Annotated in this window: 26 protein-coding genes and 3 pseudogenes; 11 read left to right on the forward strand and 18 right to left on the reverse strand. The window is 56.6% G+C overall.

Annotated elements, in window-relative coordinates:
- The first annotated feature begins 328 nt into the window (after nucleotides 1-328).
- From PSR62_RS08780 to PSR62_RS08795, 4 genes are all read left to right on the forward strand, one after another.
- A complete protein-coding gene (locus tag PSR62_RS08780) occupies nucleotides 329-1,201 on the forward strand; it encodes a tyrosine-type recombinase/integrase (RefSeq protein ID WP_274405010.1) in 873 nt (290 codons plus the stop codon).
- A gap of 421 nt (nucleotides 1,202-1,622) precedes the next feature.
- Nucleotides 1,623-1,895 carry a hypothetical protein gene (locus tag PSR62_RS08785; protein WP_274405002.1) on the forward strand — a complete coding sequence of 91 codons (273 nt, stop codon included), beginning with the start codon at nucleotides 1,623-1,625 and terminating at the stop codon, nucleotides 1,893-1,895.
- 301 nt (nucleotides 1,896-2,196) lie between these two features.
- Complete coding sequence (locus PSR62_RS08790) at nucleotides 2,197-2,481, forward strand: hypothetical protein (protein WP_274407402.1); 285 nt, start codon at nucleotides 2,197-2,199, stop codon at nucleotides 2,479-2,481.
- A gap of 205 nt (nucleotides 2,482-2,686) precedes the next feature.
- Nucleotides 2,687-3,115: a hypothetical protein gene (locus PSR62_RS08795; RefSeq protein ID WP_274407403.1), complete on the forward strand. Its 429-nt coding sequence runs from the start codon at nucleotides 2,687-2,689 to the stop codon at nucleotides 3,113-3,115.
- A gap of 365 nt (nucleotides 3,116-3,480) precedes the next feature.
- Here PSR62_RS08795 and PSR62_RS08800 read toward each other — a convergent pair.
- The 7 genes and pseudogenes from PSR62_RS08800 to PSR62_RS08830 all read right to left on the reverse strand — a co-directional run.
- Nucleotides 3,481-3,891: pseudogene (locus PSR62_RS08800) on the reverse strand (transposase); the annotation flags it as partial.
- A gap of 35 nt (nucleotides 3,892-3,926) precedes the next feature.
- Nucleotides 3,927-5,702 carry an IS66 family transposase gene (gene tnpC, locus PSR62_RS08805; protein ID WP_274407405.1) on the reverse strand — a complete coding sequence of 592 codons (1,776 nt, stop codon included), beginning with the start codon at nucleotides 5,700-5,702 and terminating at the stop codon, nucleotides 3,927-3,929.
- 45 nt (nucleotides 5,703-5,747) lie between these two features.
- A complete protein-coding gene (gene tnpB / locus PSR62_RS08810) occupies nucleotides 5,748-6,116 on the reverse strand; it encodes an IS66 family insertion sequence element accessory protein TnpB (protein ID WP_274406308.1) in 369 nt (122 codons plus the stop codon).
- Nucleotides 6,113-6,439 carry an IS66 family insertion sequence element accessory protein TnpA gene (gene tnpA, locus PSR62_RS08815; protein WP_274407406.1) on the reverse strand — a complete coding sequence of 109 codons (327 nt, stop codon included), beginning with the start codon at nucleotides 6,437-6,439 and terminating at the stop codon, nucleotides 6,113-6,115. Before tnpA ends, tnpB begins: the two co-directional genes overlap by 4 nt.
- A 75-nt stretch (nucleotides 6,440-6,514) precedes the next feature.
- Nucleotides 6,515-6,985, reverse strand: a pseudogene (locus PSR62_RS08820) (IS91 family transposase); the annotation flags it as partial.
- A complete protein-coding gene (locus PSR62_RS08825; protein WP_274408192.1) occupies nucleotides 6,976-7,584 on the reverse strand; it encodes a tyrosine-type recombinase/integrase in 609 nt (202 codons plus the stop codon). The gene PSR62_RS08825 and the pseudogene PSR62_RS08820, both read right to left, overlap by 10 nt.
- A 54-nt stretch (nucleotides 7,585-7,638) precedes the next feature.
- A pseudogene (locus PSR62_RS08830) lies at nucleotides 7,639-7,857 on the reverse strand (phage integrase N-terminal SAM-like domain-containing protein); the annotation flags it as partial.
- Between the two features lie 393 nt (nucleotides 7,858-8,250).
- Here PSR62_RS08830 and PSR62_RS08835 point away from each other — a divergent pair.
- The gene (locus PSR62_RS08835; RefSeq protein WP_274407408.1) at nucleotides 8,251-9,219 is read left to right on the forward strand and encodes a histone deacetylase family protein; all 969 of its coding nucleotides are present in this window, start codon (nucleotides 8,251-8,253) and stop codon (nucleotides 9,217-9,219) included.
- A 137-nt stretch (nucleotides 9,220-9,356) separates the two neighbouring features.
- Here the strand turns inward: PSR62_RS08835 and PSR62_RS08840 are convergent, their stop codons facing one another.
- Both PSR62_RS08840 and PSR62_RS08845 read right to left on the reverse strand, forming a co-directional pair.
- On the reverse strand, nucleotides 9,357-9,641 hold the full coding sequence (locus PSR62_RS08840) for a type II toxin-antitoxin system RelE/ParE family toxin (RefSeq protein ID WP_274407409.1): 285 nt from the start codon (nucleotides 9,639-9,641) through the stop codon (nucleotides 9,357-9,359).
- Nucleotides 9,641-9,883, reverse strand: coding sequence for a ribbon-helix-helix domain-containing protein (locus PSR62_RS08845; protein ID WP_274407410.1), 243 nt, complete (start codon nucleotides 9,881-9,883; stop codon nucleotides 9,641-9,643). The genes PSR62_RS08840 and PSR62_RS08845 overlap by 1 nt, the downstream gene beginning before the upstream one ends.
- A 183-nt stretch (nucleotides 9,884-10,066) precedes the next feature.
- Between PSR62_RS08845 and PSR62_RS08850 the strand changes: the two genes are divergently transcribed.
- Nucleotides 10,067-10,474: a hypothetical protein gene (locus PSR62_RS08850; protein WP_274407411.1), complete on the forward strand. Its 408-nt coding sequence runs from the start codon at nucleotides 10,067-10,069 to the stop codon at nucleotides 10,472-10,474.
- Between the two features lie 144 nt (nucleotides 10,475-10,618).
- Here PSR62_RS08850 and PSR62_RS08855 read toward each other — a convergent pair whose 3' ends face one another.
- The 3 genes from PSR62_RS08855 to PSR62_RS08865 form a co-directional block, all read right to left on the reverse strand.
- Nucleotides 10,619-10,879 (reverse strand): hypothetical protein, encoded by a 261-nt coding sequence (locus tag PSR62_RS08855; RefSeq protein WP_274407412.1) that lies wholly within the window; start codon nucleotides 10,877-10,879, stop codon nucleotides 10,619-10,621.
- A 215-nt stretch (nucleotides 10,880-11,094) separates the two neighbouring features.
- Nucleotides 11,095-11,379: a type II toxin-antitoxin system RelE/ParE family toxin gene (locus PSR62_RS08860; RefSeq protein WP_274407413.1), complete on the reverse strand. Its 285-nt coding sequence runs from the start codon at nucleotides 11,377-11,379 to the stop codon at nucleotides 11,095-11,097.
- 4 nt (nucleotides 11,380-11,383) lie between these two features.
- Nucleotides 11,384-11,632: a ribbon-helix-helix domain-containing protein gene (locus tag PSR62_RS08865; RefSeq protein WP_274407414.1), complete on the reverse strand. Its 249-nt coding sequence runs from the start codon at nucleotides 11,630-11,632 to the stop codon at nucleotides 11,384-11,386.
- A 400-nt stretch (nucleotides 11,633-12,032) separates the two neighbouring features.
- Between PSR62_RS08865 and PSR62_RS08870 the strand changes: the two genes are divergently transcribed.
- Both PSR62_RS08870 and PSR62_RS08875 read left to right on the forward strand, forming a co-directional pair.
- Complete coding sequence (locus PSR62_RS08870) at nucleotides 12,033-12,611, forward strand: hypothetical protein (protein WP_274407415.1); 579 nt, start codon at nucleotides 12,033-12,035, stop codon at nucleotides 12,609-12,611.
- A gap of 178 nt (nucleotides 12,612-12,789) precedes the next feature.
- The gene (locus PSR62_RS08875; protein WP_274407416.1) at nucleotides 12,790-12,987 is read left to right on the forward strand and encodes a hypothetical protein; all 198 of its coding nucleotides are present in this window, start codon (nucleotides 12,790-12,792) and stop codon (nucleotides 12,985-12,987) included.
- 708 nt (nucleotides 12,988-13,695) lie between these two features.
- Here the strand turns inward: PSR62_RS08875 and PSR62_RS08880 are convergent.
- The gene (locus tag PSR62_RS08880; protein ID WP_274407417.1) at nucleotides 13,696-13,983 is read right to left on the reverse strand and encodes a type II toxin-antitoxin system RelE/ParE family toxin; all 288 of its coding nucleotides are present in this window, start codon (nucleotides 13,981-13,983) and stop codon (nucleotides 13,696-13,698) included.
- Nucleotides 13,983-14,225, reverse strand: a complete 243-nt coding sequence (locus tag PSR62_RS08885) for a ribbon-helix-helix domain-containing protein (protein WP_274407418.1) — start codon at nucleotides 14,223-14,225, stop codon at nucleotides 13,983-13,985. The genes PSR62_RS08880 and PSR62_RS08885 overlap by 1 nt, the downstream gene beginning before the upstream one ends.
- Before the next feature lie 334 nt (nucleotides 14,226-14,559).
- Between PSR62_RS08885 and PSR62_RS08890 the strand changes: the two genes are divergently transcribed.
- The 3 genes from PSR62_RS08890 (at nucleotide 14,560) to pepT (ending at nucleotide 17,224) form a co-directional block, all read left to right on the forward strand.
- Nucleotides 14,560-15,237, forward strand: a complete 678-nt coding sequence (locus PSR62_RS08890) for a DUF3299 domain-containing protein (RefSeq protein WP_274407419.1) — start codon at nucleotides 14,560-14,562, stop codon at nucleotides 15,235-15,237.
- A gap of 134 nt (nucleotides 15,238-15,371) precedes the next feature.
- Nucleotides 15,372-15,989 (forward strand): DUF3299 domain-containing protein, encoded by a 618-nt coding sequence (locus PSR62_RS08895; RefSeq protein ID WP_274407420.1) that lies wholly within the window; start codon nucleotides 15,372-15,374, stop codon nucleotides 15,987-15,989.
- Nucleotides 15,986-17,224, forward strand: coding sequence for a peptidase T (gene pepT / locus PSR62_RS08900; RefSeq protein WP_274407421.1), 1,239 nt, complete (start codon nucleotides 15,986-15,988; stop codon nucleotides 17,222-17,224). The genes PSR62_RS08895 and pepT overlap by 4 nt, the downstream gene beginning before the upstream one ends.
- A gap of 24 nt (nucleotides 17,225-17,248) precedes the next feature.
- Here the strand turns inward: pepT and PSR62_RS08905 are convergent, their stop codons facing one another.
- The 4 genes from PSR62_RS08905 to PSR62_RS08920 all read right to left on the reverse strand — a co-directional run bounded on the left by PSR62_RS08905 (nucleotide 17,249) and on the right by PSR62_RS08920 (nucleotide 23,364).
- Nucleotides 17,249-18,235, reverse strand: a complete 987-nt coding sequence (locus PSR62_RS08905; RefSeq protein ID WP_274407422.1) for a lipase — start codon at nucleotides 18,233-18,235, stop codon at nucleotides 17,249-17,251.
- Nucleotides 18,236-18,365: 130 nt separating this feature from the next.
- Nucleotides 18,366-20,408: a PDZ domain-containing protein gene (locus PSR62_RS08910; RefSeq protein WP_274407423.1), complete on the reverse strand. Its 2,043-nt coding sequence runs from the start codon at nucleotides 20,406-20,408 to the stop codon at nucleotides 18,366-18,368.
- On the reverse strand, nucleotides 20,405-21,481 hold the full coding sequence (locus tag PSR62_RS08915; protein ID WP_274407424.1) for a S1C family serine protease: 1,077 nt from the start codon (nucleotides 21,479-21,481) through the stop codon (nucleotides 20,405-20,407). Before PSR62_RS08915 ends, PSR62_RS08910 begins: the two co-directional genes overlap by 4 nt.
- Entirely contained in the window at nucleotides 21,478-23,364 is a 1,887-nt protein-coding gene (locus PSR62_RS08920; RefSeq protein WP_274407425.1) for a S1C family serine protease, read from the reverse strand. The genes PSR62_RS08915 and PSR62_RS08920 overlap by 4 nt, the downstream gene beginning before the upstream one ends.
- Between the last annotated feature and the right edge of the window lie 4 nt (nucleotides 23,365-23,368).

Consider the following 23,368-nt stretch of genomic DNA (forward strand, 5'->3'; position numbering starts at 1 on the left):
ACGCGTTCCCTCGCTCACGCCTTTTGAAGTTGCACTTTTCCTCTAATGGCCAACGGCCTTTTTCAACCTAGCCAGGGGCATCGCCCCTGGAGCAGAAATACACGGCACCATTTTGGCCAACGGCCAAATTCATTTCAAAACGTGTGGGTTGATGTTGGCCGTTGGCCAACCAATTCCGGTTCATTCTCGATCCCTGGGGCGATGCCCCAGGCTACGATGACGAAGGCCGTTGGCCAAGAAAACCGAATGCAAAAACGCAACTTTAAAACTCACGCTTCGGTTTAGGATTCAATCAACAAGCCGTCACCATTTGGCGCTTTGATTGCGAATGATGGAGGCCGCTCGCACGTTGCGTGACAAACTGCTTCTCACCGTGTTGTATGCAACCGGTTTGCGAGTCGCGGAGGTCGCCCGTTTGCAGTGGTCGGATTTTGATTTCGATCGCCAACAAATCCGAGTTCAACTTGGCAAAGGCAAAAAGGATCGCTACGTCATGCTGGCCGACGATCTGTTGCCGCTGATGAGGCAGTTGTGGCGGCACACCAAAGGAGTTGGCTACCTGTTTCCTTCCGAAGGCAGGCGTGTCGACCGGCATCTTTCTCCGAGGACGATCCAACGTGCGGTCAAGCAGGCTCGGATTCTGTCGGGAATTGGCAAGGCGGTCACGCCGCACAGTTTCCGCCACAGCTTTGCCACGCATCTGATCGAATCCGGTACCGACATTCGGTTCATTCAAAAGCTGCTCGGGCACACCAATTTGGAAACCACCTCGCTGTACACCAACGTCGCACGAATGAAAGCGACGGCGGTTGCCAGCCCACTGGATCGGTTGAGGGACGAACCCGGTTCGTCGTCGGAGTCTTCCGGTCGGCAACCGAAGCCTCGGCCTTCCGTGGGCCGGATGCGGCTTGAGCTGGATCCGAATCCCGATTCAAACGGCGCGTATGCGGTGACGTTGGGCGTCTGGAAGGATGGTCAATTGCTTCCCCTGCCGGGAATGCGAGCGACGATGCCGCGCCAAGATTGGGTTTCTTTGCAAATCCCACTGCAAGACATCTGGGAACCGACGCTGCGTTGTCTCCCCGCGGCACAACGAGAGCGATTGGAGTCGCCCGAGTTCTTCTCGCAGGTGCAGCGAGAGGTTGCCAAGCGAATCCTGCGAATCAGAGACGCGGAACCTTCTCAGGCGATCAAAACCTAGCCCCCTCGCAACTGCGAGTTGGATTCTGCCCCGCAGGACGTTCGTCTTGTCTGCCAGCGGGGAAGGTGTGATTGCCACCTGATTTCAGTGTGAAAAACACCGCTTTTCACACTCGTGCCTCTGTAGCAGCGAACGCAACATCGCGTCCCCGCACCCTCGCCCGGGCGCACGGTGCTGCAGACCGAGCCCCCTTCAGCTAAAATCAACACCCGTTCTCCCCCATTTCCAAGCATGTACGACACCCTGTCGTCCAGAAACCCGTTGTCCGACCGAGTCTTCCCAGATGCCAACCGTTGATCCAACAATCGCTGCTTGGCAAACCGACCGTCACGAAATTGGCATGCTCGAATTCGCGCCAACGGAGTCCGCCGCGGAACGATTTCCGCATTGGCAGCTTCCGGATACTTCGACCTTCCTTGGAATGCTTGAATCTGACGCACTCTGCTTGCTCGCGGACGGGACTCTCTGCGTTTACGACCACGAGGTTGCTGACCGCGTGCTATGTGTAGCTGCGCCCGACCAATCTTCGCTGATTTCGGCCTTATCCGACATGGACGCGTTCTTCGAGCGTTGCGGCGATGACGACGATCTGGCCGATGACGAATCGGCCAACGTCCAGACACGCGAGAAATGCACAACGTTGGTTGGTGGCTCTGACTACGCGGGATTCGTGCAACTGTTCTTTTGGGCATAGCGGCTTGGCAAATCACGGTCGTGCAACATGGTTTTTACGCAAGGCCGCGGCTTCGTCGTTGGAGTACCATTTGGTTTGCCGTATTGTCCACTTCGTTGCACGGTCTGGTTTGCCACGCCGCGGACACCGCCTCTTTGGCAAAGTGGTTTCTTTTTGGTAAACTGTTTTGTGTTGCGACGCTTGTTGACTTCGGTGAGAAGCGGTGTCGTAAAAACCTTCCGTTAGGCGACCTACCGTTTTGGCCAAGTATCCGTGCATTTTCGTTGCTGGCGAACTTGGTTCTTGGCCAACGATGCATGAAATGGCTGAGCTCTTGCGATCCGGCGGTCTCGCAGTGTCCGAAGGGCGCTATTCGCTTCGGTTAACTGACTTCGACCATTTCGTGTTCCAAGAATACGGCGGTGACCTTGGCGATCCTCATATCGAATTTGAACACTATTCGCTGGACGACATGTTGCGGGACGCCGGTCGCGTTTCGCAGATCCTAGCTGACGCCAATCTTCAACATTGCTTCGAGATATACAACGACTCTGAAGAGAAGATAGGATACATACACCATGATTGGCCCGAAGAGCCGGTCGCCTAACATGGTTTTTACGCTAGGCCTTCGGCACACCTTCCTTGGTTGGTCACGTGGGCTCGCATTGGTAGAATCTTTCGTAGTTCAGGCATCGTTCGCTACGTTTAGGGCGGTGTCGTAAAAACCTTCCGTTGTCCGCCGCAGGTTTCCCTTGACGCAACGTCTCAAAGCTCACAAATCTGGCGCTCGCTACCTGCTTCGACCCGAAAACGTGGCAATTGCCGCATACTTCCCTATTAGCCGCAACGTGCACCAAGTTCGTTGCATTATCTCGCGGAACGGCGACGCTGAACGTGGCGAATGGATCACGACGCAACCATTTATCCACTCGATTCGCCATACGACACCCGAGCAAATCCACGAACTAGACACAAACCTTCAACTGTTGGCCGAGCTTCAACCGTGGGGCAATGCTGACCAGCACGACGAGGATGCCATCGAACCAATTCGTCGTTCCATACGTTTCTGGCATAACGAACGTGAAATCATGGCGTACTTACCACGCCGTTCCCTCTGGACTCCACTTGGTACGACCGTCTCTGGGGTTGCGGCTTTCGATGGCGCGTGGCGTAGCGTTTGGGCCTGCGCTGGTTCGCAGTCCGACCATGATCTTTCTGACCCGAATGGCCAACCTGATTGACGCTTCAGCGGCGGACAACTATTTAGGATTTGGGGTCAGCGAGGTACGAGCCTGAACCCAAATCCTTGTTCAAGGCGAGTCGCTTTGTGGTGGGGACACTCCGGCGATGGTTCCCTAGTGGTTTTGTCCGCTGCGGCGTGCTCTGGCGGAGGGCTTCGTGCGAGGTTCGGTTTGGCGCGGTGGTTTGGGCAGCCGCTCTGGAAACTCAGAACGGTGTTTTGAATCGGGCAAGGGCGTTGATCGGCTGTTGGAATCGTGTGCCGGTATGCTTTTCGGGTCAGGTGATTGTGACGGGCGCGCAGGGGCAGCGGAGTCACCGATCAGATGACTTTGAAAGCGACGTGTTATTGGAGCGACGATCTGGATCATGGCGGCGCTCTGGCTGGTTGCGGCAAAGTTGTCGTGGCGGGGATGTAGCCCAGGTTGATCATCGGGCCGCCGCAGCTGGGGCATTGCATCGCGACCGGTTCCGCCATCACGATCTGCTGGCTGCAAGCCAGTTCGTATTGACGCTCCAGTGAGACAGCGACCAACCAGCGAACCTCCTCGAGGGATCGCTTGCTGCGCGCGTTGACGAATCCGTCGTGACGCACACGATGAAAGCCAGCCGGCAACACGTGCTGGAGCCAACGGCGAATGAACTCTTCCACACGCATCGGCATCGGCTTGTACTGACGCGTTCCGCTGCGTTTGACTTGCAGCGTCAAGTTGGCTTCTTCGAGCGACGTCAATTCGTCGCACTGCGTAACGCGTCGATTGGCCACCGCACCGTAACCGTTCACCGGGACCATTCGACCTAGTGCGTTGACGGCTATTTTTTGAGACGTCGACGGCGGGCGCGTCGGACTCGCTTGCGGTCGGCTGCTTGTCGACGTTCGTCTTGCCGGTAGTCGCAGATGGATTCCGGGTGCGAGTCTCTCCAGGCAGGTGGGCTCAGCGCTGACCAGTCGGTTTCGCCAGCCAGGGCTCGGCGTAGCACATCATCCAGATAGGCGTGAACGTCCAATTCATTGCGAATCGCTGTCCCGATAATCGTCATCAAGTTCGCCGCTCGCTCACCTGCCGACAGCGAGCCTTTGAACAACCAGTTCTTGCGGCCTGTCGCCACTCGCTTCATCAACTGTTCGCAGTCGTTGTTGTCGATCGGAACGCGAGCGTCTTCGGTGAACCGATTCAGCGCCGCCCAGTGTCGACGCACGTACGCTGCCGCTTGGCCAAGATTGCTTTTGGGAAGCACCTTGGGTGAACTCATCGTTTCGCTTTGCAGGTATTCGTCGATCAAGCCCAGCACGTGACGCGAGAGGCTTTGCCGCCGCGACAGTCGCTCCGCGTCATCGAGAGCCTTGATTTGATCCTCAATGTCGTAGAGCATCCGGATCCGCGATTCCAGCTTCGCCACTTGGATCGGGAATGCACTGCGGCACTCATCAATCTTGCGACGCGCATGCGCCCAGCACGCTGCGAACGTGATTCGCGAGTCGCTGCGCACATCGATCTTTTGAAAGCCTGACCAGCAGTCGCCGATCAGCGTTCCTTCATAGTCCGCCAGCACATCATCGGGGCCGTCACGGTGACGACTGACCGTGAAGTCGAACCCGACCACCGGAAGACGCGATGCGTAGTAGCCCCAGAAGTTCGCTTGGATGCTTGGCTTGCCAGAGGCGATGGCCTTTTCAAGCACTTCGACAACTCGGTCTGCGCGTGGATGATTCGATAAGTCGGGCATCACTTTGGGCGTGATCAGCACCACGCCTGTGTCATCACAGCCCACGCAAGCATCTGTCTTGAGAAACGACCGCAAGTGTTCGGCCAGTGGGCGTAGCGCGAACTCGACGGAGGTTTCGATATTCGCCAGCGTGCTACGACTGGGCGTCCAACCGCTGCCGGCGAACAAGTCTTGCTGACGGTAAAACGGCAGGTGATAGAAGTACTTCCAAGCGATGACTTCGACACCGATCGATGCGTCGAAGCGATCCCCTGCGACCAGTCCGGTAGGACGCTCGGGGCTGATGATGGCCGGCCCTTCTTCGGCACGATTCTTTTCAATCGGCTGAACGTATTTGGCGTACTTGTTAACGCGAACACGAAGTTCGGGCCGAATCCACTCGAGCGTTTCGACCTCGTCATAGCCGATCAGCTTCAATCCCTCACGTCGAGCTTCGGGAAGGTCAACGATCCGCTCAATTCGCGGCAAGTGCTCGGGGAACTTACGGTCATTTTTGGCAGGCTGCTTGCGACGTCGTTTCTGTTTTTCTTCCTCAGCGTCTTGGGCGACCTGCTCCGCTTCCCGGACGGCTTCTTCCAGTGCACTGACCACTTCGGGAGTCGCTTCATCGCCGAGGTCCAGAAACAGCTGGCCGTCGCCGTCGACGCGGCGTTCACTCCGTCTGCCAAAGAGTTGCTGAAGCAGCTTGTCGACCTTCAGCTGGAGGTCGATGTTCTTTTCCTCGAGCTTGTCATTGTGGCTCTTCAGCTCGAGTACCGAGTGGGCTTGCTCTTCGACTTGTGATTTTAGGCTTGCGATTATGCGGTGACACGACTCGATGTCATTGGGCGGTTGAACGTTCGTTGATCGCTTCGCATCCATGGTGCGCAATTATACGAAACGCACCCTGGATGCAAAGTGTTCCCATCAAGCAACTTTCATTCGCTTGCGTCTTGTCTTGGCCGATTTCAGTGACACGCCAGCGATCCACATCGCGAGCTCGACCGAATCGATCGTGATATGCGATTGATCGCATGGAGACGTTGGCAGCTCAACGGTGCCTTGCTCGAGCCGTCTGTACCACAAGGTCAATCCACCAGTCTCCCACCAGAGGGCTTTGATGCGGTCTCGCTTTCGATTGACAAACAGAAACAGCGAACCGTCGGTGACGCTCTTGCCCAGCGACGTGGTGACGATTCCGGTCAGACCATCAAAGCCTTTTCGAAAGTCGACTGGATCGGTGCACAGATAGATCGGCGTGCCCCCTGAAACTTTATTGCCGGGCAATCCGATCATGGCTGATCCTTCCGCAATGGATTCGGCGGAGAATCAGTCGGTACTTCGACACGAATGCGGACGCCACCGGGAAGTTCAATCGTCGCGCTGGCGTGATTCGCAGCAGGAGTGGGGCGATCCGGTGTGGCTTGAAACGAGACGGGCACAAACTTGGCCACGGCGGAGGCTTTCGGATCCCGTGCCGAACGCAGCTTGCGTTTCCAATTGTAGAAAGAAGGCTGCGAAACACCTTCGGCGGTACAGAACTCAGCGACCGTCATCTGAGCCTGTTCAAATCGTTGCAGACGCTCCGTCCAAAGCTTCACGGTTTCGACTCGAGTCATGGGGGGCTCCATTGGGAAGCAAAGTAAACCCAATACCCTAAAGCCCGCGCCTACAATGGTTCTGGTGAACGGTTACACCGCACCTCGCATCACGTAGGGGGCCAAGTACGCGACCGCGAATTCGCCGCTGCCGACCGCTTCGCTGTCGACGACGAAGCGTCCCTTCCAGACATCATCGGGGATCGAATCAAAGAACGATTCGGATCGCAGTTTGTCTTTCAGCTTTCCGCGAAACAACCTCTCCAGAATCTGCTCGGGCACGAACACACTGGCGCGACTGCTTTGCCAAACGCCGCCAGCGTCGATGCCGCCGGCGGGAACCACGACGTGAACGTGCGGGTGGTAAACCAGGTCACGTCCCCACGTGTGCAGCACGCTGGTGAATCCCGTTTCGTTCACACCGACATGTCGCGGGTTGGTCGCTGCTTGCTGAAGTGCCTGAGCTGCCGCACTCATCATGGCGGCGTACAGGACCTTCTTCTGTTGGGCGGTCATTCGTGTTCCATGCTTCGCGATGTACTGGTCGCCATAGCGTTTCAAGACCATTGAAACGCCTTTCGTGAAAGGCCTTGCTCGGCGACGTCCCCGTTCATGATCTGAGCGACGATCTGCCTGCCTCTTTCGTCACCCAGGCGTGTCAGGTGGAGGTAGACCTCGGTTGCTTGCAAGTTCTTGTGTCCGAGGTAGCCTTGCAGAACCTTGAGGTTGACTCCGGCGTCCAGCATCGCGGTGGCGTAGGAATGCCTCAGTGTGTGCGGAGTCAATCCGGAGTCTTGCCAGCCCAGCGACTCGGTGACTTTCGTGAACCCACGCTGGATCGTCCTGGCACTGATGGGTTGGTCAGCCTTCGACGCCGGAGTGTTTCTCTGCGTCGCCGGAAGCAACCAGTTTGGATTGCGATGGGTTGCCCAGTGAGCACGAAACGCATCGAGGGTAGCTTGAGGCAGTGGGACTTCGCGTTGCCGGTGTCCTTTGGTGGTGCAAACGCGGAGCATCATTCGATCGGCGTCCACGTCTTGGGGTCTCAAGTGGCGAACGTCGACGCCACGGAGTCCGCAGGAGTACATGGCTCGAAAGATGACTTGCAGATGGGACGCCACGGTGGCGTCAATGAGTTGCCAGCATCGCTCGGGTACCAAGACCATTGGGAGCGTGTTGGACTTGGGTAAGCGGACTGCTTGCAGAGTGGGCCAGTCGCGAGGAACGGTCACACGAAAGAAGAATTTCAATGCTCCGACGATTGGCCGCATCGAACCGATCTGCAGTTGCTGTCTTCGCAGCAAGACATACTGCCGGACCTGTGCTTCGGAGAGTTTTTCCGGGGAGCAAGCGAAGTGCTCAGCCAAGTGGGCGATCGCATTGCGGTAGCACGCGATGGTGCTGGGTTGCTTTCCGCTGAGCAGCAAGTCTTCTCGAAACCGCTTGGCGAGGTCAGAGTGAAAGCGAGTGAGCGTGGCCTTTTTTTGAAGTCATCGTCGAGTTCCTGACGAGGGAGTGAAGTGAAAGACAGGGGACACCATAATCACCGAAGCAGTCTCCACCCCAACCCCGCCGCAAAGCGGCTCACTTGAACATGGTGTTTACGCAAAGCCGCGGCTTCGTCGTTGGAGCGTCTTTCGGTTTGCAACGTCATTTGCTTCGGTGAAGCGTTTGGGTTTGCCACGCCGCGGACACCGCCTCTATGGCAACGTGGCAATCCTTTGGTAAACTGTTTTGTGTTGCGACGCTTTCTGGCTTCAGGGAGAAGCGGTGTCGTAAAAACCTTCCGTTATCCGCTCCAAGTTTAGTGGTGTCCACCCGAATACAATCGTATGCCCCGCATCGTCTATTCTCGACACTACAACATTGGTTTCTACGGCCTCGAACGTCTTCACCCGTTTGACTCGCGTAAATACGGCCGCGTTTGGGGATTGCTTCGTCGCCACTTTGGCTCATCGCTCTCCGGGCTTCATGTGAGACCGCGACGTGCAGCCTCCCGCGATGAACTGATGCTGGTTCACTCGAACGACTATCTCACTCGATTGCGCGATCCAAAATACGTCGCTGGTGCACTTGAGGTTCCGCCGGTTCGGCGTCTTCCAAGTTGGGCGATTGACTGGCACGTGCTCCGGCCGATGCGGTGGGCAACGCGGGGCACGATACTCGCCGCAGCCAACGCGCTGGAACACGGCTTTGCTGTCAATCTTAGCGGTGGATACCACCACGCCAAACCTAACCACGGTGAGGGGTTCTCAATCTACGCGGATATTGGCATCGCCGTCGCTGCGATGCGTGCCCAACAATTGATTGCTGATGACTCACGAATCGCGTACATCGACACCGACGCGCATCAAGGCAACGGCGTCTGCCACACGTTCATGTCCGACAATCGCGTTTTCATTTTTGATATTTTCAACTGTCGCATCTATCCGATTTTCGATGTTGATGCGCGGAAGCGGGTCGATTGTGATGTTGGTATCAACAGTTCGATCACGGATTCCGAATACATGGGCGAACTCCATAATCGGCTGCCGGGGTTTCTTGATTCCGTGGGGCGGTCGCCCATCGGTTTGGCCATCTACAATGCGGGCACCGATGTTTTCGCGGGCGACCCACTCGGAGGCCTCAGTATATCGGCGGACACTATCCGCGAACGCGACCTATTTGTTGTTCGCGAGCTACGCAAACGCAACATTCCTACAATCATGGTTCTTAGCGGTGGCTACACCAAGCAGAGTTACCAGCTTGTTGCTGATTCTGTTATCGAACTGATTGAGATGGAGACCGCAGAGGGCGGATAGCATGGTTTTTACGCTAGGCCCCTTCGGGGACATCTTCGGCGTGGTTTTGGCCGCGGCTCCATGATACAATCAAATCAGATTCAGAACATCTTCGCTTCGATTGCGGCGATGTCGTAAAAACCTTCCGTTGTGTGACCCTAGAGTGAACGGATGTCACGATCACCAGCGATGACGCTTGCGACTTCGATACCGTTCTCGATCGGCCTGAAGAATATCACGTAGCGACCAACCACATTGCTGCGAATGTCGGCACCGTACTCAGGCCGCCGTTCTCCAAATTCGGGCGTTGTCGCGATAAGCTTGCACTTCCCTTCGATTTTCTCGACCCAATTAGCCGCCGCAATGGGTTTGTCTCGCGCGATGTAATCGTAAATGTCTGACAAATCCCGCCGTGCGGACGGTGCAATTATCAACCTTGGCATTACTCGGCTGACTCCATCGCCTTCTTAGCGCGTTCTCGTAATTCGCTGAACACGACATCTCCGTCGATTCCTTGCCCCGCGTCTAGCTCATCAATTCCCTTTTGAATTTCCGCTCGCAACTGCTGCTGGCTTTTCAATAGCTGCACGCCAGCGGCAATTGCGGCTTCTGCAGATTCAAACTGCCCAGACGCCACCAAACCCTCTACAAATTGCATGGAATCGGGGCTAAGCTGTACATTCATGGATACCTCCAACCGGGGCTGCCGGGTCACACAACATGGTTTTTACGCAGAGGCCTTGCGGGCACACCTTCGATGTGGTGCAGACCTCGCTTCCATTGTACACCTAATCCAAGTTCAAACCATCTACACTTTGGTGGCGGCGGTGTCGTAAAAGCCGTCCGTTGGCCGACCTAGCGTTTACAAATGGAACACTACAAGGTCATGCTCGTTTCGGACACTCGCTCGCCGCAGATCGGTGCTGTCCGCCTTCACGACGATTCTGACGACTCACTCATCGAACTGTCCTTTGACGGCAACGCCTTCACTGGGACTGGTGATGACTTCTTTGACGCGTTCTGCCAAATCCGCGAGCAACTCGAACCGCTTGGTTTGCTCCCGCAATGCTACGCCGCTCATCGTCTCGCATTTCCGGCCGGCATGTCTCGCAGCATGGGCGGTGGCGTCAAACTTTACCGTCTAACGCTCGGCAAACAGGCTCTGATGGGCGACCTGATACACATGTTCGACACTGGCGATGATAATGAACCTGTTTCGGTGGCTGACCAGCGTGCATTCTTTGACAAATGGATCGGTTCACTCGGCAGATCATAGGTCGGCCAACATGGTTTTTACGCTAGTCGCTCCGCGATCACCTTCGCTCTTTGGAAATGGGCGTTCGCCTTGGTGCAATTTTACCTACTCAAAGTCGCTCGCTTCGTTTTAGGCGGTGTCGTAAAGACCTTCCGTTAGCCGCCGTTAGTGTTCCCTGACTTCAAACCGTTTCACGATTCGCTGCCCGATGGCGGGTTCGTCACCACTGATGAACGCGCCGCATTGCTCGCCGCCGAGTTCCAACGCGAATTGCCGCCCGGACACCTGCTCGACACTATCGCCGTGAACGTGGTCGCACATCGCGAAGGGACTGACGACATACTCTGCTGGTATCGTGATTCCCAAATGCGTTTCACTGTCGTCCATCTCTCTTGGCTTGGCCGCACGGAGATCAATGCTGAACATCCGACGGTCGAATCCGATGGTACGTTTGACGACTTCCTTGCCTACGAGCGTCGTTTCTCTGCTTGACCGCGGCAGCTAACATGGTTTTTACGATAGTCGCTCCCCGATCACCTTCGCTCTTTGGCAGCGGGCGTTCGCATTGGTACAATCTCTCTTAACACAGAGTCAACCGCTTCGTTCATGGCGGTGACGTAAAAACCTCCCGTTATGTGCCCCTAGATTTTCGGGTCGTCAACTTCGCCTCGAATGACGCGGACGATCTCCAAGAATCCTTCGACTCGCCGAAAGAATATCACGTAGCTGCCAATGTACGTGGAGCGAATGCCATCGCCGAATTCCGGACGCGTGTCGCCCACATCAGGATGCTTGACCACCAAGCGACATTTCTCCCGCAGCTTCTGCACCCATTGTCGAGCGGCGACCGGTTTGTCGCGTGCGATGTATCGAGCGATCTGCTTGAGGTCTTCTTTCGATTTCGCAGAATACCGAAGTCTCGGCATGTTTTCAGCTTCCTTGCTGTTCGGCTTCTGCCTTATCAATCTCGGCTTCGACCTCATTGAACACGGTTTCTTCGTCGCAGAATTCACCGGCATCCAATTGACTGACACCCTTTTGAATCTCACCGCGCAATTGTTCGCGTCCCATCAACAGCTTTACGCCCTCGACAATGGCATCCTCCTCAGAGGTGAATCTTCCTTGGGCGACAAGACCTTTCACGAAATCGTTGACTTCGCTCGGCAGGTTGAGATTCATGGCTTCACTCCAATGGGCCGGGGCACATCACATGGGTTTTACGCTGAGGCCCTTCGGGCACACCTTCGACTTGGTTCAGGACTCGATCTCATTGTACAATGAAATCTAAATCAAACCACCTTCGCTTCGGTTGCGACGGTGTCGTAAAAACCGTCCGTTGTGCGACTCAATCAAACGAATATGGATGTTCTTGCTGACATCGCGTTGACCTACTTTCGCACATTCCTCTTTTGCTCTAGCGAATCGGACATTGACCCCGACTTCGCCTGCAAGCAAATGGAGAGCTTTCCGTAGTACGTCGCCACCCTCTCCGGCGTCGAGCGTGTGGCTCTGTCGACAGCGTCTCAACGTGCTTTGGACTTCGCACTTCGGCCACCAGACGAATAGCCGCTCCGAGATCATGTCGATTCATGCTTTATCTCTGCATCCGGCTGACCCTGCGTTCAGACCGCCACCCGATTTCGCCGACCAACTGCGTCTCCTTGATTTTCTCGGCGATGAGTTCGACTATTTCGGCGATGTCCGCTTTCGTCCCGGAACTTCGTTCTTCGACCTTATCCGTTTTGAGCGCACTCACAACGTCATCGAACTCAAACCCTCTGCTGACGGCCTAACAGAGCTGCCTCCGCAGGGCAGCAGAAACTTTGTGCAAATCGAGCTGTCTTCGTCGGATGAAACGGGCGTGACGTGCGGTTGTAATATCCGCGATCCGTTGTGTCCCGTCTGTGCAAATCCGCTTGGAGATTGGGGTGATTTGATTGGCGCTTGGCACGATACAAATGCACAATCTAACTGCCCTGATTGCGGCCACGGATGCACAATCCCGAATCTCAACTGGCAACATGTCGCCGGGTTTGCCCGTTACTGGATCACGATTCAGCAAATCTACGAAGGCGAGGCTGCACCTACCGATCAATTTCTCGACTTACTCGCCGGTGCCACTGGCTGCGAATGGCGATATCTTTGGTGCCATCTCTAACCCTGTCGCGGCGGGCGGCTAACAGGGTTTTTGCGCTAGGCCTTCGGCACACCTTCCATTTTTGTCAACGCGGGCTGGCGTTGGTACAATTTCTGGTAGTTCAGATATCGTTCGCTTCGTTCAGGGCGGTGTCGTAAAAAACTTCCGTTGGGCGGCACCGCTCGAATGGCTATCCGCTATGTCACTTCAAGAACTTGAAAACACGATCGCGAAATTGCCCCCAGATGAACTTGCGAAATTCCGCGAGTGGTTTCTGGACTTTGATTCCGCACAGTTTGACAAACGCATCGAAACCGACGCTCGCGACGGGCGATTGGATTCGCTTGCTGACGCGGCGCTTCGCGACCACAAAGCTGGCAGATCGTCGCCGCTATGAGTCATTTTGCAAGCCCCGCATTCTGGGATTGCTACAAGCAACTTCCGGATACCATTCGATCGCTGGCCGACAAGAACTTTTGCACTCCTCAAAGCTGACCCGAAGCATCCGTCCCTTCACTTCAAAAAGGTCGGCCGTTTTCGGTCTGCTCGCGTTGGGCGAGACTTCCGTGCACTCGCTGTCGAGACCGACGACGGTCTTCTATGGTTTTGGATCGGCAATCACGCTGAGTACGATCGCTTGATCGGCGCGTAGGTTCCGCCCAACATGGTTTGTACGCTAGGCCTGCGGCACGCCTTCCTTGGTTGGTCACGTGGGATGGCATTGGTACAATCTCTCTTAACACAGAGTCAACTGCTTCGTTCAGGGCGGTGTCGTAAAAACCTTCCGTCCGACGGAAGGGTGCGCCCGAGGTTTTCAAGGCATGCACCGATGTCCGAATGTTCAATGCTGGACGGCGTCCGTGTTGAAAACAACCCACCGGCATGCCGGTGGGCCGCGAAGCACCTTCGGCGCATCGGAGACCAAGCTATTCCTGGGCAAGTTGCTCCTCAGCAGAGCTTGCTTCCGCTTCATTTGGCAACTCAATTCGAACGCCTCGAAATGGTCCGTTCAAACTTCGGGCATCGGAGAAATCCCTCCAAAAACCTGAAGTCAGGGTACCGCGCACGCTTCCGTCGGATGAGCCAAAACCTTCCGTTGTGCGACCTATATGTTTCGCATGTCACGACTGCCGTGAATGACGCGAGACACCTCGATGCCACGTTCGGTCGCGCGGAAGAAAATCACGTAGTTGCCGACGCTGAATGAACGGGCACCTGGCACTCCAAGTCCTGGCCGCAATTCGCCCATTTCAGGCTGGGTCGCAATCGTTTCGCACGTCTCCCGAATCTTGCGTGACCATTCACGTGCCGCCTCCGGCTTGTCCCTCGCAATGTATTCAACCATGCCGAATAAGTCGTCATCCGCCTCCGGTGCATAGATGACGTTCGCCATTAGCCTTTCCCATTCTCAATTTCTCGAATACGCTCTTCCGCACGTCGGTAGACATCTTCGGCCGGGATACCTTTCCCGGCGTCCAACTGATCGAATCCCTTTCGTACTTCAGCGTGAAGCGTTTCCCTTGCCTGCAACAAACGCAACGCTTCCGCAAGCACATCGGATTCGTTTAGGAATCTCTTTTCGGAGACCATTCGTTGAACAAAGGGGACTAAATCGCTAGGGATCTCTGTTGTCATGACTGTCTCAATTTTGACTGGCTTGGCAGCGATGTTGGTCGTAGAACATGTTTTTTACGCAAGGCCCCTTCGGGGACAACTTCAGCGTGTTTTTGGCCGCGGCTCCATCGTACAATCAAATCAGATTCAGAACATCTTCGCTTCGGTGGTGGCGATGTTGAGAAAAGCCTTCGGTTGAGCAGTTTGGGGGGGCGGAAGCCTCGAGGTGACTGCCGGCCTGAACCCACTGGCATTTTCCGTCGTAGCAACCGGGTATCACTCTCTTTTTTGACCGAGACGGTCGTGGATCGTTTCGCTTTGATTTTGTCTTCCTAAGATCGGTTGGTTTCCAGTTATGTCCGCTGAAGTTCAGTTTTCAGGGGCCGCAGACGCTGCTGAGTTTCCCTACAAAGCCATCAACCGCGGCGCGATTGCGTCGTTGGTTTTCTTGCTGCTGTCGTTGCCCGGGTTGATGCCGACGTTCTCGCCAATGCTGATTCTGGCGGTGCCGGGCGTTTTGGCGGGGGTGATTGCGCTCCGGGCGATCAGCCGTTTTCCTGATGAATACAGCGGCGCGGGTGTCGCGAAATTAGGTGTGGCCGGTTGTGCCCTGCTGTTTCTGGGCGGCGTTGGTTTCCACACCTACACGTATTTGACCGAGGTTCCCGAGGGCTACGAACGCGTTGCGTTTTACAAATTGCAGGGAGAGCCCAATGGGCCAGATCAGCCCACGGCAGATGCGTTGTCGATCGACGGGGAAGCCATTTTCCTGAAGGGGTACATCCACCCCAGCAGTGGCAGTGGGATGCTTCGTCAGTTTGTGCTGGTGCCCGACCTTGGAACCTGTTGCTTTGGCGGGGATCCCCGCAGCAGTGACATGATTGAAGTGACCTTGCCGCCGGGCGAAGCGGTTCGAGCGGGGCTGACCAAACGCAAGCTGGCGGGAACCTTCAAGGTCAATCGTGTTCCACAGAGCAAAGATGACTTTGAAAACGCGATGTTCTACAAGATGCGCGTCGACCAGTACAAATAGCCAGTACGAATCGGACTGGCTCGCGATCGCGAATTGCTGTTGTGGGATCTGCGGCACAGGTTGGTACGATGGGGCGCGGCATTGCAGGCGACCGGCACCGCAATTTTCTTCCACGAACGATGGATGCTTGTCAGATGAAACTCAATTCAAGAATTTGGTCGATGGGGATGGTGGGATGCCTCGCCATCGGAGGCGTGTTTTCAACCGTTTCTGCCGCGGATGATTCCACGACGCAAAAGGAACGCTCCGCGACAGCTCGATCGATCATTGAACAACGCCGCGCTGCGATGCGAGGGGATGCCGCCGGGCGTGAGAAAGTGGAGGTTCGCAAGAGCAGCCTGGCGGACCTAGCGAAAGGAGACATTTCGTTTGACGATTTGACGTTCGACATCGAAAAGGGCCAGGTCTTCGACGAGAAGCAATTGACCAAGGAGCTCAAGTTTCTGAACGGTCGCAAGGTGCGGTTGCGGGGCTACATGTTGCCAAGCACGTTGTACAAAGAAACTGACATCGACCAATTTGTCTTGGTGCGTGACAACCTGGAATGCTGTTTCGGTCCTGGTGCAGCCTTGTTTGACTGCGTGATGATTGAAATGCAGCCAGGCCGAACAACCGACTTCGTGCCGCGCCCTGTCATGGTGGAAGGCAAGTTTGTGCTGGACACTGAGAAGTATCGCTACCCCGGCGGCAAAGGCCCCGACGGAGCCTCCCACATGGCCGTGTTTCGAATTGAGGGACTTCGCGTCCGATGATCAACCAAGACCGATTGCTGCAACGTTTTCTTCGCTACGTCCGACTCGACACCGCCGCTGATCCGCAGTCGCAAGCCTACCCCAGCACCGAAAGCCAGCGTGAATTGGCGACGATGTTGGCCGATGAACTGACCAAGATGGGATTGACTGACGTGGTCCTGGACGAGCACGCGGTTGTGACCGCAACGGTGCCGGCCACCATTGAGGGTCAGGCACCCACCGTGGCGTTGGTGGCGCACATGGATACCTCGCCGGAGGCGCCCAGTGAGGCGGTCAATCCTCAGGTCATCTCTTCCTACTCAGGCGGTGACATTCCGCTGTCCAGCGGCAATGCCATCACGGTCGCTGGCTGCCCCGATCTCGAGAAAATGGTCGGTCACACGTTGATCACCACGGATGGTTCGACGTTGCTGGGTGGCGACGACAAAGCCGGCGTGGCGATCATCATGGAACTGGCTGAGACGTTGGTGGAGAATCCGCATCTGCCGCATGGACCAGTTCGCGTTGTGATGACGTGCGACGAAGAAATCGGCCGTGGCACAGACAAGCTGGATCTGCAGAAACTGGATGCCACCGTGGCTTACACGGTCGATGGTGGCGGCCAAGGCATCATTGATGTGGAAACGTTTTCTGCCGATGCAATGACGTTGATTTTTCGGGGCCACAACATTCATCCTGCGATCGCGAAAGATCGGATGGTGAATTCACTGCGGGCGGCATCCGATTTTGCGGCCTCCCTGCCCCGCGAATCGGAAACTCCCGAGACCACAGATGGCCGCGACGGTTTCATTCATTTGCACGACATCGTTGGCGGTGTCGGTCAAACTCGCGTGGAATTGATCCTGCGATCCTTCGATAGCGAGCAATTGACCGTTTACGCCGACAAGGTTCGGGGGTTGGCCGAGCAGGCTGCCGCGGCCTGGCCGGGGATTGAGCTGCAGTGTGACGTGCGACGACAATATCGAAACCTAGCCGATGGATTGGCCAAGCTGCCCGAGTCGGTCACTTTGGCTGAGCAAGCGTTCGAAAATTTGGGCCTGCCATGTCAGACGGCGATCGTGCGTGGCGGCACCGACGGCAGTCAACTGACGGAGAAAGGTTTGCCGACACCGAACCTGTCCAGTGGTCAGCACAACATCCACAGCGTGCTTGAATTCGCAAGCCTGGATGAGATGGTTGTCTCCGCCAATCACCTCGTCGAATTGCTGAAACTCTGGGGCGAGAAACGGATCTGATGCGATCGGTTGTCGGCCGGTGAATCAGTGGTTCTTGAGGAACTCGATTGTCCAGTCCTGCACCGCAGGTTCTTCCATCAGGAAGGAGTGCAGCACAGGCACTTGGTGCACCGTCTGGGCTCCTTTGAGCTGAGCTTCTTCGAGGCTGACAACAAAGTCACCTTCGCCGTCCACCAGGGGATTTGCGATCGGCGTTGCGACCTTTCCTGCCACGATCGCAAAGGGAAACGATGGTGTCGCGAGTTTGGATTCCACCTCGGACCAACGAGTGCCAAGTTCCATCGCACCGGGGCCAGCGACCAATCCAAACACGCCGGTCGGAGCCAGGCGTCGAGCAATCGCGGCGCCTTGATTGGGCGGTCCCAGCATGACCATCGATCGCATTCGCGGCAGCAAGTTGCCGGGGTCACCGTCGGCTTGCAGGTCACCGATCAGATGCCGGGTGATGATGTTGCCCATGCTATGGCCGACGAAAGCGAACTGGGCATCAGGCGATTGGTGTTCGAGGACTTCTCGCAGTGCGGTGGCTGATTCGGCCAGTGAGCCGCGGGTGCTGGCGTAGCCAAACCGGATCGTTTGATCAAATCCTTCGGCGTGAAGTTTGGTTTCCAGTGGCTTCATGCATTTGTCCGTTCGCATCAAACCGTGCAACAGAACCACAATCGGTCGCTCGCCGGGCGGTACGACATCAGGCTGCAGTTCGTGGAGGGCTTCGTCGACATCGGCTCGACTGCCCCAAGCTCGGCGAATGTTATTGGGATCCAGAAGCCGCCAGTGTTTGGTCACCGCGTTTTGCTGAATCCGGTAGCCGCTTCTGTAGTCATGATCCGTCCACAGTTGAGCTCCGCCCAATGTTGGCAAGGGAACGTTGAGGTTCTGGGCCATCGTTGTGCTCGCGGAATTTCCCGACCAAGTGTGAAGACCCCAGACTGGAGCCAGTGAAACGGCGGCAATCAAGGCGAATTGCCGAGTCGATTTGAGCCGGCGACTGATTGTTCGAGTGAAGTTCATGGGACTGTTTCAGCGTTTGCAAACTGGCGGATCGTTTGGAGCTTTCTCTGGTTTCGGGGGACATTCAACCAGAGCCCAACGGGCGGACCAATTTGCGCGCAATCTGGTCTTCAGTCATCTTTTTCGTCGCTCACATCGTAAGCAGCGATCGGGTCCATTGCAGGCACAGGTCACGGTTGAGCGTGAGTGTGGTTTGCAACGGGCACCCGATTCGTCGAAGCGTGGCGGCCCAGAAGGGCATCTCGGAGTTTGGCGGACTGGGGATCAGGACTCGAAGCAATCGCGGGGGCCCGTCCTTTCGAATTCGGATCGCGGGCGGTTCGGTCTCGTTCGAGATGGCCACCCCTGAAAACACATTTTCCGTCGAGAGCGATGCGCCCAACGCCATGGAGTCAGCGGGGTTGGCTTTCTCGCCCATCGTGAACGCACCGCCGCCGATCAAGGAAACGGCGGACGGTGATGCACCGGATTGCTTCAGCGAGGCCGCGGTCAGTTTGGTGATCGCGTCGATCTCATTGGGACGCCATTGGTCGTCGGCATCACTGCAGATCACGCACACCGCGACGCGGTGCTGGCGAGCCAGGTCTTTCCAGGGATCGAGCATGGTGGAAGGATCGCGGTCCTTGGGGGGAGCCAACACAATTGCCAGCGCCAACGGTGTCGACGGGGTTTCATCCGAAGCGGTTGCTGCGTCGGCTGCTGGTTGGGGGAACCAAATCGCTGCGGTGTTGGTGATGTCCGGCAACTGCAACGTTTCCACATTCCAATCGTCTGCAGCTGAATTGTCCGACGTTTGGTGGGCTTGGATGCGGTCGAGTGGACCGTCCAACGTCAGCGGATCGATCGAGACCGTTTGTGTTTTGCCTTCACGCTCGATGGTCAGTTCCATTGCGGTTTCAGGTTCGGATGCCCAGAGACGTTGTCGCAGGGCGTTGGTGTTCAAGATTGGCGAACCATCCAGTTGAATCAGTCGGTCGTTTGGTTTCAGAACGCCATCGGCGGGCGACTGATCCCAGACGCTTTGGACGACGACGGAATCCGCTTCGTTGGATTCCGGCATGACTTCATCGGTTGCAATCAGGCCAATGAATTGGGGCTGAAGTGGTGGGATGGTGGCGACCATGGTCGCGATGGTTGAAAGTGATTTGCCATCTCGCTGATAGGTGATTTCAACGTCATCACCGGCATCGAATTGGCCCAGGGCAAGTTTGATTTCCTGCCGCCGGGTGACCTTTTGGCCGCCAATTGTTTGGACTTGGTCGCCGACTTTCAGGCCGGCTTTGTCTGCGGGCGAACGTTTGCGAACGACACTCAGTTCGGTTCCTTCGGCATACGGATCGCTGCCTGCAACGACGAAGCCCAGCAAGCCTTGTTGGATGTTGTTTCCGCGACGCAGTTGGTCCAGTTTCTCGGCAATGATCGAACTGGGGATTGCGAACGCGATTCCGGAGTCGTACCAGGCGGTTGATTCTTCGGCGCCACCCTCGCCCACCGCTGGGATCACGATCCCGCGGAAGTGGCCTTTCAAATCGATCAAAGGACCGCCGTAGAATGCAGGCGAAATGCGGGCATCGGTCTGGATCGCGGTACCATCGAGACGACCGACTGCGGAGAGGATTCCTGTGCTGACCATTGGCGTGTTGGCTTCGCCGTAGCGAGCCACCGCGACCATCGTTTCCCCGACTTGGTCGATGGTTTGATCGGTGGCTGGGAATTCAATCGGTTGCCAGGTTTCGTCGCTGGAGGACACTTTCAACAGCACCAGGTCACGGTGTTCGTCTTGGGCGACCACTGTCGCGGGGTATCGTTTTCCACTGGGTGTGTTGACGATGATGCTGGCCGAGTCGCCACCGGTGACCCAGGAAGAGGTCAGGACGTGCCCCATCTCGTCGATCACCACACCTGATGTCGGTGCATCTTGTCGGACTTCTCCATCGGCTTGCATGACGCCAATGACTTCGATGGTCACGACGGCAGGCAAGGCGTCTTGAGCGACCCCACGGACGGCTTTGGCCAAGACGTTTTGATAACGTGCCGACGAGGGAGCCTGCGCATGGCAGACGCCTGCGATGCAGAACGACAACGCGACCAGCACGAGCGATCGCGCCGTTGCAAACGAACGAAGGAAAACGGTTGGACGAAGCGGGGGGGCCAAGGGAATCTCGCGAATCATGGGCGCAGTACCAAGTCAAGGATTTCGTTGTCTCGTTGAACCACCAAGGCGACTTGGTCACGTCGGTCGATCCGTCTCAGCAAATCGCGAAACGCACGTTGGTGGGAAACCCGGCGCCCGTTGACCAGCACGATCAGGTCATCGGGGCGAAGGTCCACACGAGCGGCAGCGGATTCTTTGTCAACGAAGTCGATGTAGGCGGGGGTGTTTTCAAGCACGTCTGGAATCAAGCCGATGCCGAGGCTGCGCGGCGAATGCGATTTTTCGCGGGGCAGCACGGGATCGGAATCATCGGGCAGGGTTGTCTTTCGACCGGCCAGGATGTCACCGATGGGCTGGCGCAGGACGTTGGCGGGAATGGCGTAGTTCAACCAGACACCGGTTTTGCGATCACGAAGTTCTTTGCCAAGCATTCCCAGGAATTCGCCCTCGGGATTGATCAGGGCTCCGCCGGCCGCGCCCGGGTTGTTGGCAACCAAATCGAGCAGCAGGACTTCACCGCGATAAGGGGTTTGGAAGGTCCCACGGCGGGCATCCAATTTGGTTTTGGCGGCGACGCGGCCCTGCATCACGCTGGCGGGTTCGTTGCCGGTTGCGATCCCAAACAAATTGCTGACGGCGAGCACGGGATCGCCCCAGGAGACTTGGTTGGATTCTGGGATTGGAAAGAACGAGAGGTCATCGGCTTCGATCTTCAGCACCGCCAATTCGAGAGCCGGTTCGAAGCCCACAATTTTAGATTCAAATCGTCGACCGTCGTGAAGAATGACGACGGGATCCACGTCCAACACATAGCTCCATGCTGTCGCGATGTGGCCTGCTGGCGAAACGAGAAAACCGCTTTGATAGGCTTCCAATCCAGACAGCCCACCGGCTCCGTAGATCTTGACCATTTTCGGTTGGACTTGATCGGAAGGCCTGGCCATCGAGGGCTGGGCGAACGCGTTGGCGGGGGCGACGCAAGTGGTGAATGACCAGGTGATGCACCCGAGGAGGATCAGCGTCCAACTTGAACGGCGAGTGACGCGTTGTGCTCGAGTGACGTGTCGTACGGATTCAGGAACACAGTTCATGATGCATCTCCATTGATGGGAGCAGCCTGGGGCTTGTCGGCTTGCTCGACGGACCAATCTTCGATTTGCAAGTTCAGCACGGTCATCAATCCGTAGCGAAGTTGCATGGTGGTAGGCAGCCCGTCGTCATCCACGCCGAACCAAAGCTCAGCGGGATCGGTGTCCGTGCCAGCGATGGATTCGATCACTTCCAAGCGTTCGGATTCGGGGTGATGCAAGAAACGGGTTTCCAAATCGGAATGGATGCCAATCACGGTGTCGCGAAGCGGGCGTTGTCCCGCCAGCGGCATGGTTCCCCAGTAATAGGTTTCACCGAACTGTTGGGGGCCAAGACGCAGCATGCGTTGGAGTGCGCTAAGGCAGGCCAAAATGCCTGCGTCGCGTTGTTCATCGACCACGCGAAGGAGTTCATCACCGCGAGACAATTGCTGAACATCGTCGCCGATTTTCAATTGAAATTGTCCGTCACCAATTGTCAGTTGAAAGTCGCTTGGTGGCTGATCAACGGCCACGGGAATGGTTTTGCCACGGATCTGCCACACGGATTCTTCTGCGGATGCCTTGGCAAACTGTCGGCGAAGACGCTCGATGAATTTCGTTTGCTGAAGTTCGTTGTAGAAGTAATTTGCATAGCCTTCCCGCACCTCGATTCGTTTGGTCGCGATATCCGGGATGGGTTCTCCTGCCGCGTCCTTGAGTGTTTCCTTTGACTGATCGGGGTGAGGTTGCGGCGGAGTTTCCTGCGGATCACTGTCATCGGTGCCCTCGGGTGCTTCGTCGCCCGGTTCTGGGGGCGTCGGAGGTTTGGGAGGGGCTGGGGGTGGTGGTGGCAATGCCGACTTCATTTTCTCCAGCAGTTCCGATCCACGGTGAACGCTGGCCAATCGAACCAGAGTTTCAACGCTGGCGCCGTCTTGCCGATACGTGATCGGAATTCGCCACGTTGCCGGGAACGTCGCCAGGATGTTTTGAACATCGTTTGCGGTTTGAATGACTTGCCCGTCGATTTCCAGGATCTCGTCCCCGTACCTGAGGCCGCGACGGTAAGCGTCGCTGGAGCTGAGGATGTTGGTGACGCGAACGCTGCCGTCGTCGTCCGTCCCGACGGTGGCACCCAGCGTGGCGTGATCGACGATGCGACCGCTGTGTAGGCAGCCGAGGAAGTTTTGGGCTTGGTCACCAGAGATCGCATAGCCAACACCGACGTTGACGCGGCCGCGCTTCTCAAACGAGGCTCGCCCGATGATTCCAATCAGGTCCCCTTGGTTGTCGTACAGCGGGCCGCCGGAGTTGCCGGGGTTGATGGAGGCATCTGTTTGAAAGCAGTTGCCGTATTCCAGCAGCGTTCCGGAAGGGTATTGATAGCGTCGCACGCCGCTGATGATTCCCGCGGTGACAGTCGGTTGCAGGTTGGTCGCCAGCAAAAAGGGATTGCCAATTGCAAAGCACCAATCGCCCACTTGGACGGAGCGACTGGGGACAAATTCGGCGGTCGAAAAGTCATCTCGCCCCAGCAATTGAATCAGGGCCAAGTCGCCCACGGGATCGATGCCAACGACCACAGCATCGTAGACGTTGCCGTCACTGAGGCCACATCGCATGTACGTGCCCGCTGGGCTGCTGACGTGAAAGTTCGTCAATGCGTAGCCGTCTGGGGTGATCAAAACACCGCTTCCGCCACCACCGCCTCCTGGAACAAACACCATGACGGTGGAGGGAGTCGCTTTGGCAATGCCCGCAATCCGCGCGGTTTCGAATTCCTCGATCCACTGTTGCTCATCGGGCAAAAGAGAAGACTCTTCCGCACGAGCGGTGGAGGCGAACAAAGCAAGGGTCAAACAACCGATTCGCACCCAGGCGGAACCGAGACATCGAGATGGCATGGCG

The sequence above is a fragment of the Rhodopirellula sp. P2 genome (assembly GCF_028768465.1).
Classification (GTDB): domain Bacteria; phylum Planctomycetota; class Planctomycetia; order Pirellulales; family Pirellulaceae; genus Rhodopirellula.

What these genes read in the sequence shown, in the direction of transcription:
- PSR62_RS08780 (WP_274405010.1), top strand. Translation starts at nt 329, where the DNA reads ATGATGGAGGCCGCTCGCACGTTGCGTGACAAACTGCTTCTCACCGTG.
- PSR62_RS08785 (WP_274405002.1), top strand. Translation starts at nt 1,623, where the DNA reads ATGCTTGAATCTGACGCACTCTGCTTGCTCGCGGACGGGACTCTCTGC.
- PSR62_RS08790 (WP_274407402.1), top strand. Translation starts at nt 2,197, where the DNA reads ATGGCTGAGCTCTTGCGATCCGGCGGTCTCGCAGTGTCCGAAGGGCGC.
- tnpC (WP_274407405.1), bottom strand. Translation starts at nt 5,702, where the DNA reads ATGGATGCGAAGCGATCAACGAACGTTCAACCGCCCAATGACATCGAG.
- tnpB (WP_274406308.1), bottom strand. Translation starts at nt 6,116, where the DNA reads ATGATCGGATTGCCCGGCAATAAAGTTTCAGGGGGCACGCCGATCTAT.
- tnpA (WP_274407406.1), bottom strand. Translation starts at nt 6,439, where the DNA reads ATGACTCGAGTCGAAACCGTGAAGCTTTGGACGGAGCGTCTGCAACGA.
- PSR62_RS08825 (WP_274408192.1), bottom strand. Translation starts at nt 7,584, where the DNA reads ATGGTCTTGGTACCCGAGCGATGCTGGCAACTCATTGACGCCACCGTG.
- PSR62_RS08835 (WP_274407408.1), top strand. Translation starts at nt 8,251, where the DNA reads ATGCCCCGCATCGTCTATTCTCGACACTACAACATTGGTTTCTACGGC.
- PSR62_RS08840 (WP_274407409.1), bottom strand. Translation starts at nt 9,641, where the DNA reads ATGCCAAGGTTGATAATTGCACCGTCCGCACGGCGGGATTTGTCAGAC.
- PSR62_RS08845 (WP_274407410.1), bottom strand. Translation starts at nt 9,883, where the DNA reads ATGAATGTACAGCTTAGCCCCGATTCCATGCAATTTGTAGAGGGTTTG.
- PSR62_RS08850 (WP_274407411.1), top strand. Translation starts at nt 10,067, where the DNA reads ATGGAACACTACAAGGTCATGCTCGTTTCGGACACTCGCTCGCCGCAG.
- PSR62_RS08855 (WP_274407412.1), bottom strand. Translation starts at nt 10,879, where the DNA reads ATGTTCAGCATTGATCTCCGTGCGGCCAAGCCAAGAGAGATGGACGAC.
- PSR62_RS08860 (WP_274407413.1), bottom strand. Translation starts at nt 11,379, where the DNA reads ATGCCGAGACTTCGGTATTCTGCGAAATCGAAAGAAGACCTCAAGCAG.
- PSR62_RS08865 (WP_274407414.1), bottom strand. Translation starts at nt 11,632, where the DNA reads ATGAATCTCAACCTGCCGAGCGAAGTCAACGATTTCGTGAAAGGTCTT.
- PSR62_RS08870 (WP_274407415.1), top strand. Translation starts at nt 12,033, where the DNA reads ATGTCGATTCATGCTTTATCTCTGCATCCGGCTGACCCTGCGTTCAGA.
- PSR62_RS08875 (WP_274407416.1), top strand. Translation starts at nt 12,790, where the DNA reads ATGTCACTTCAAGAACTTGAAAACACGATCGCGAAATTGCCCCCAGAT.
- PSR62_RS08880 (WP_274407417.1), bottom strand. Translation starts at nt 13,983, where the DNA reads ATGGCGAACGTCATCTATGCACCGGAGGCGGATGACGACTTATTCGGC.
- PSR62_RS08885 (WP_274407418.1), bottom strand. Translation starts at nt 14,225, where the DNA reads ATGACAACAGAGATCCCTAGCGATTTAGTCCCCTTTGTTCAACGAATG.
- PSR62_RS08890 (WP_274407419.1), top strand. Translation starts at nt 14,560, where the DNA reads ATGTCCGCTGAAGTTCAGTTTTCAGGGGCCGCAGACGCTGCTGAGTTT.
- PSR62_RS08895 (WP_274407420.1), top strand. Translation starts at nt 15,372, where the DNA reads ATGAAACTCAATTCAAGAATTTGGTCGATGGGGATGGTGGGATGCCTC.
- pepT (WP_274407421.1), top strand. Translation starts at nt 15,986, where the DNA reads ATGATCAACCAAGACCGATTGCTGCAACGTTTTCTTCGCTACGTCCGA.
- PSR62_RS08905 (WP_274407422.1), bottom strand. Translation starts at nt 18,235, where the DNA reads ATGAACTTCACTCGAACAATCAGTCGCCGGCTCAAATCGACTCGGCAA.
- PSR62_RS08910 (WP_274407423.1), bottom strand. Translation starts at nt 20,408, where the DNA reads ATGATTCGCGAGATTCCCTTGGCCCCCCCGCTTCGTCCAACCGTTTTC.
- PSR62_RS08915 (WP_274407424.1), bottom strand. Translation starts at nt 21,481, where the DNA reads ATGAACTGTGTTCCTGAATCCGTACGACACGTCACTCGAGCACAACGC.
- PSR62_RS08920 (WP_274407425.1), bottom strand. Translation starts at nt 23,364, where the DNA reads ATGCCATCTCGATGTCTCGGTTCCGCCTGGGTGCGAATCGGTTGTTTG.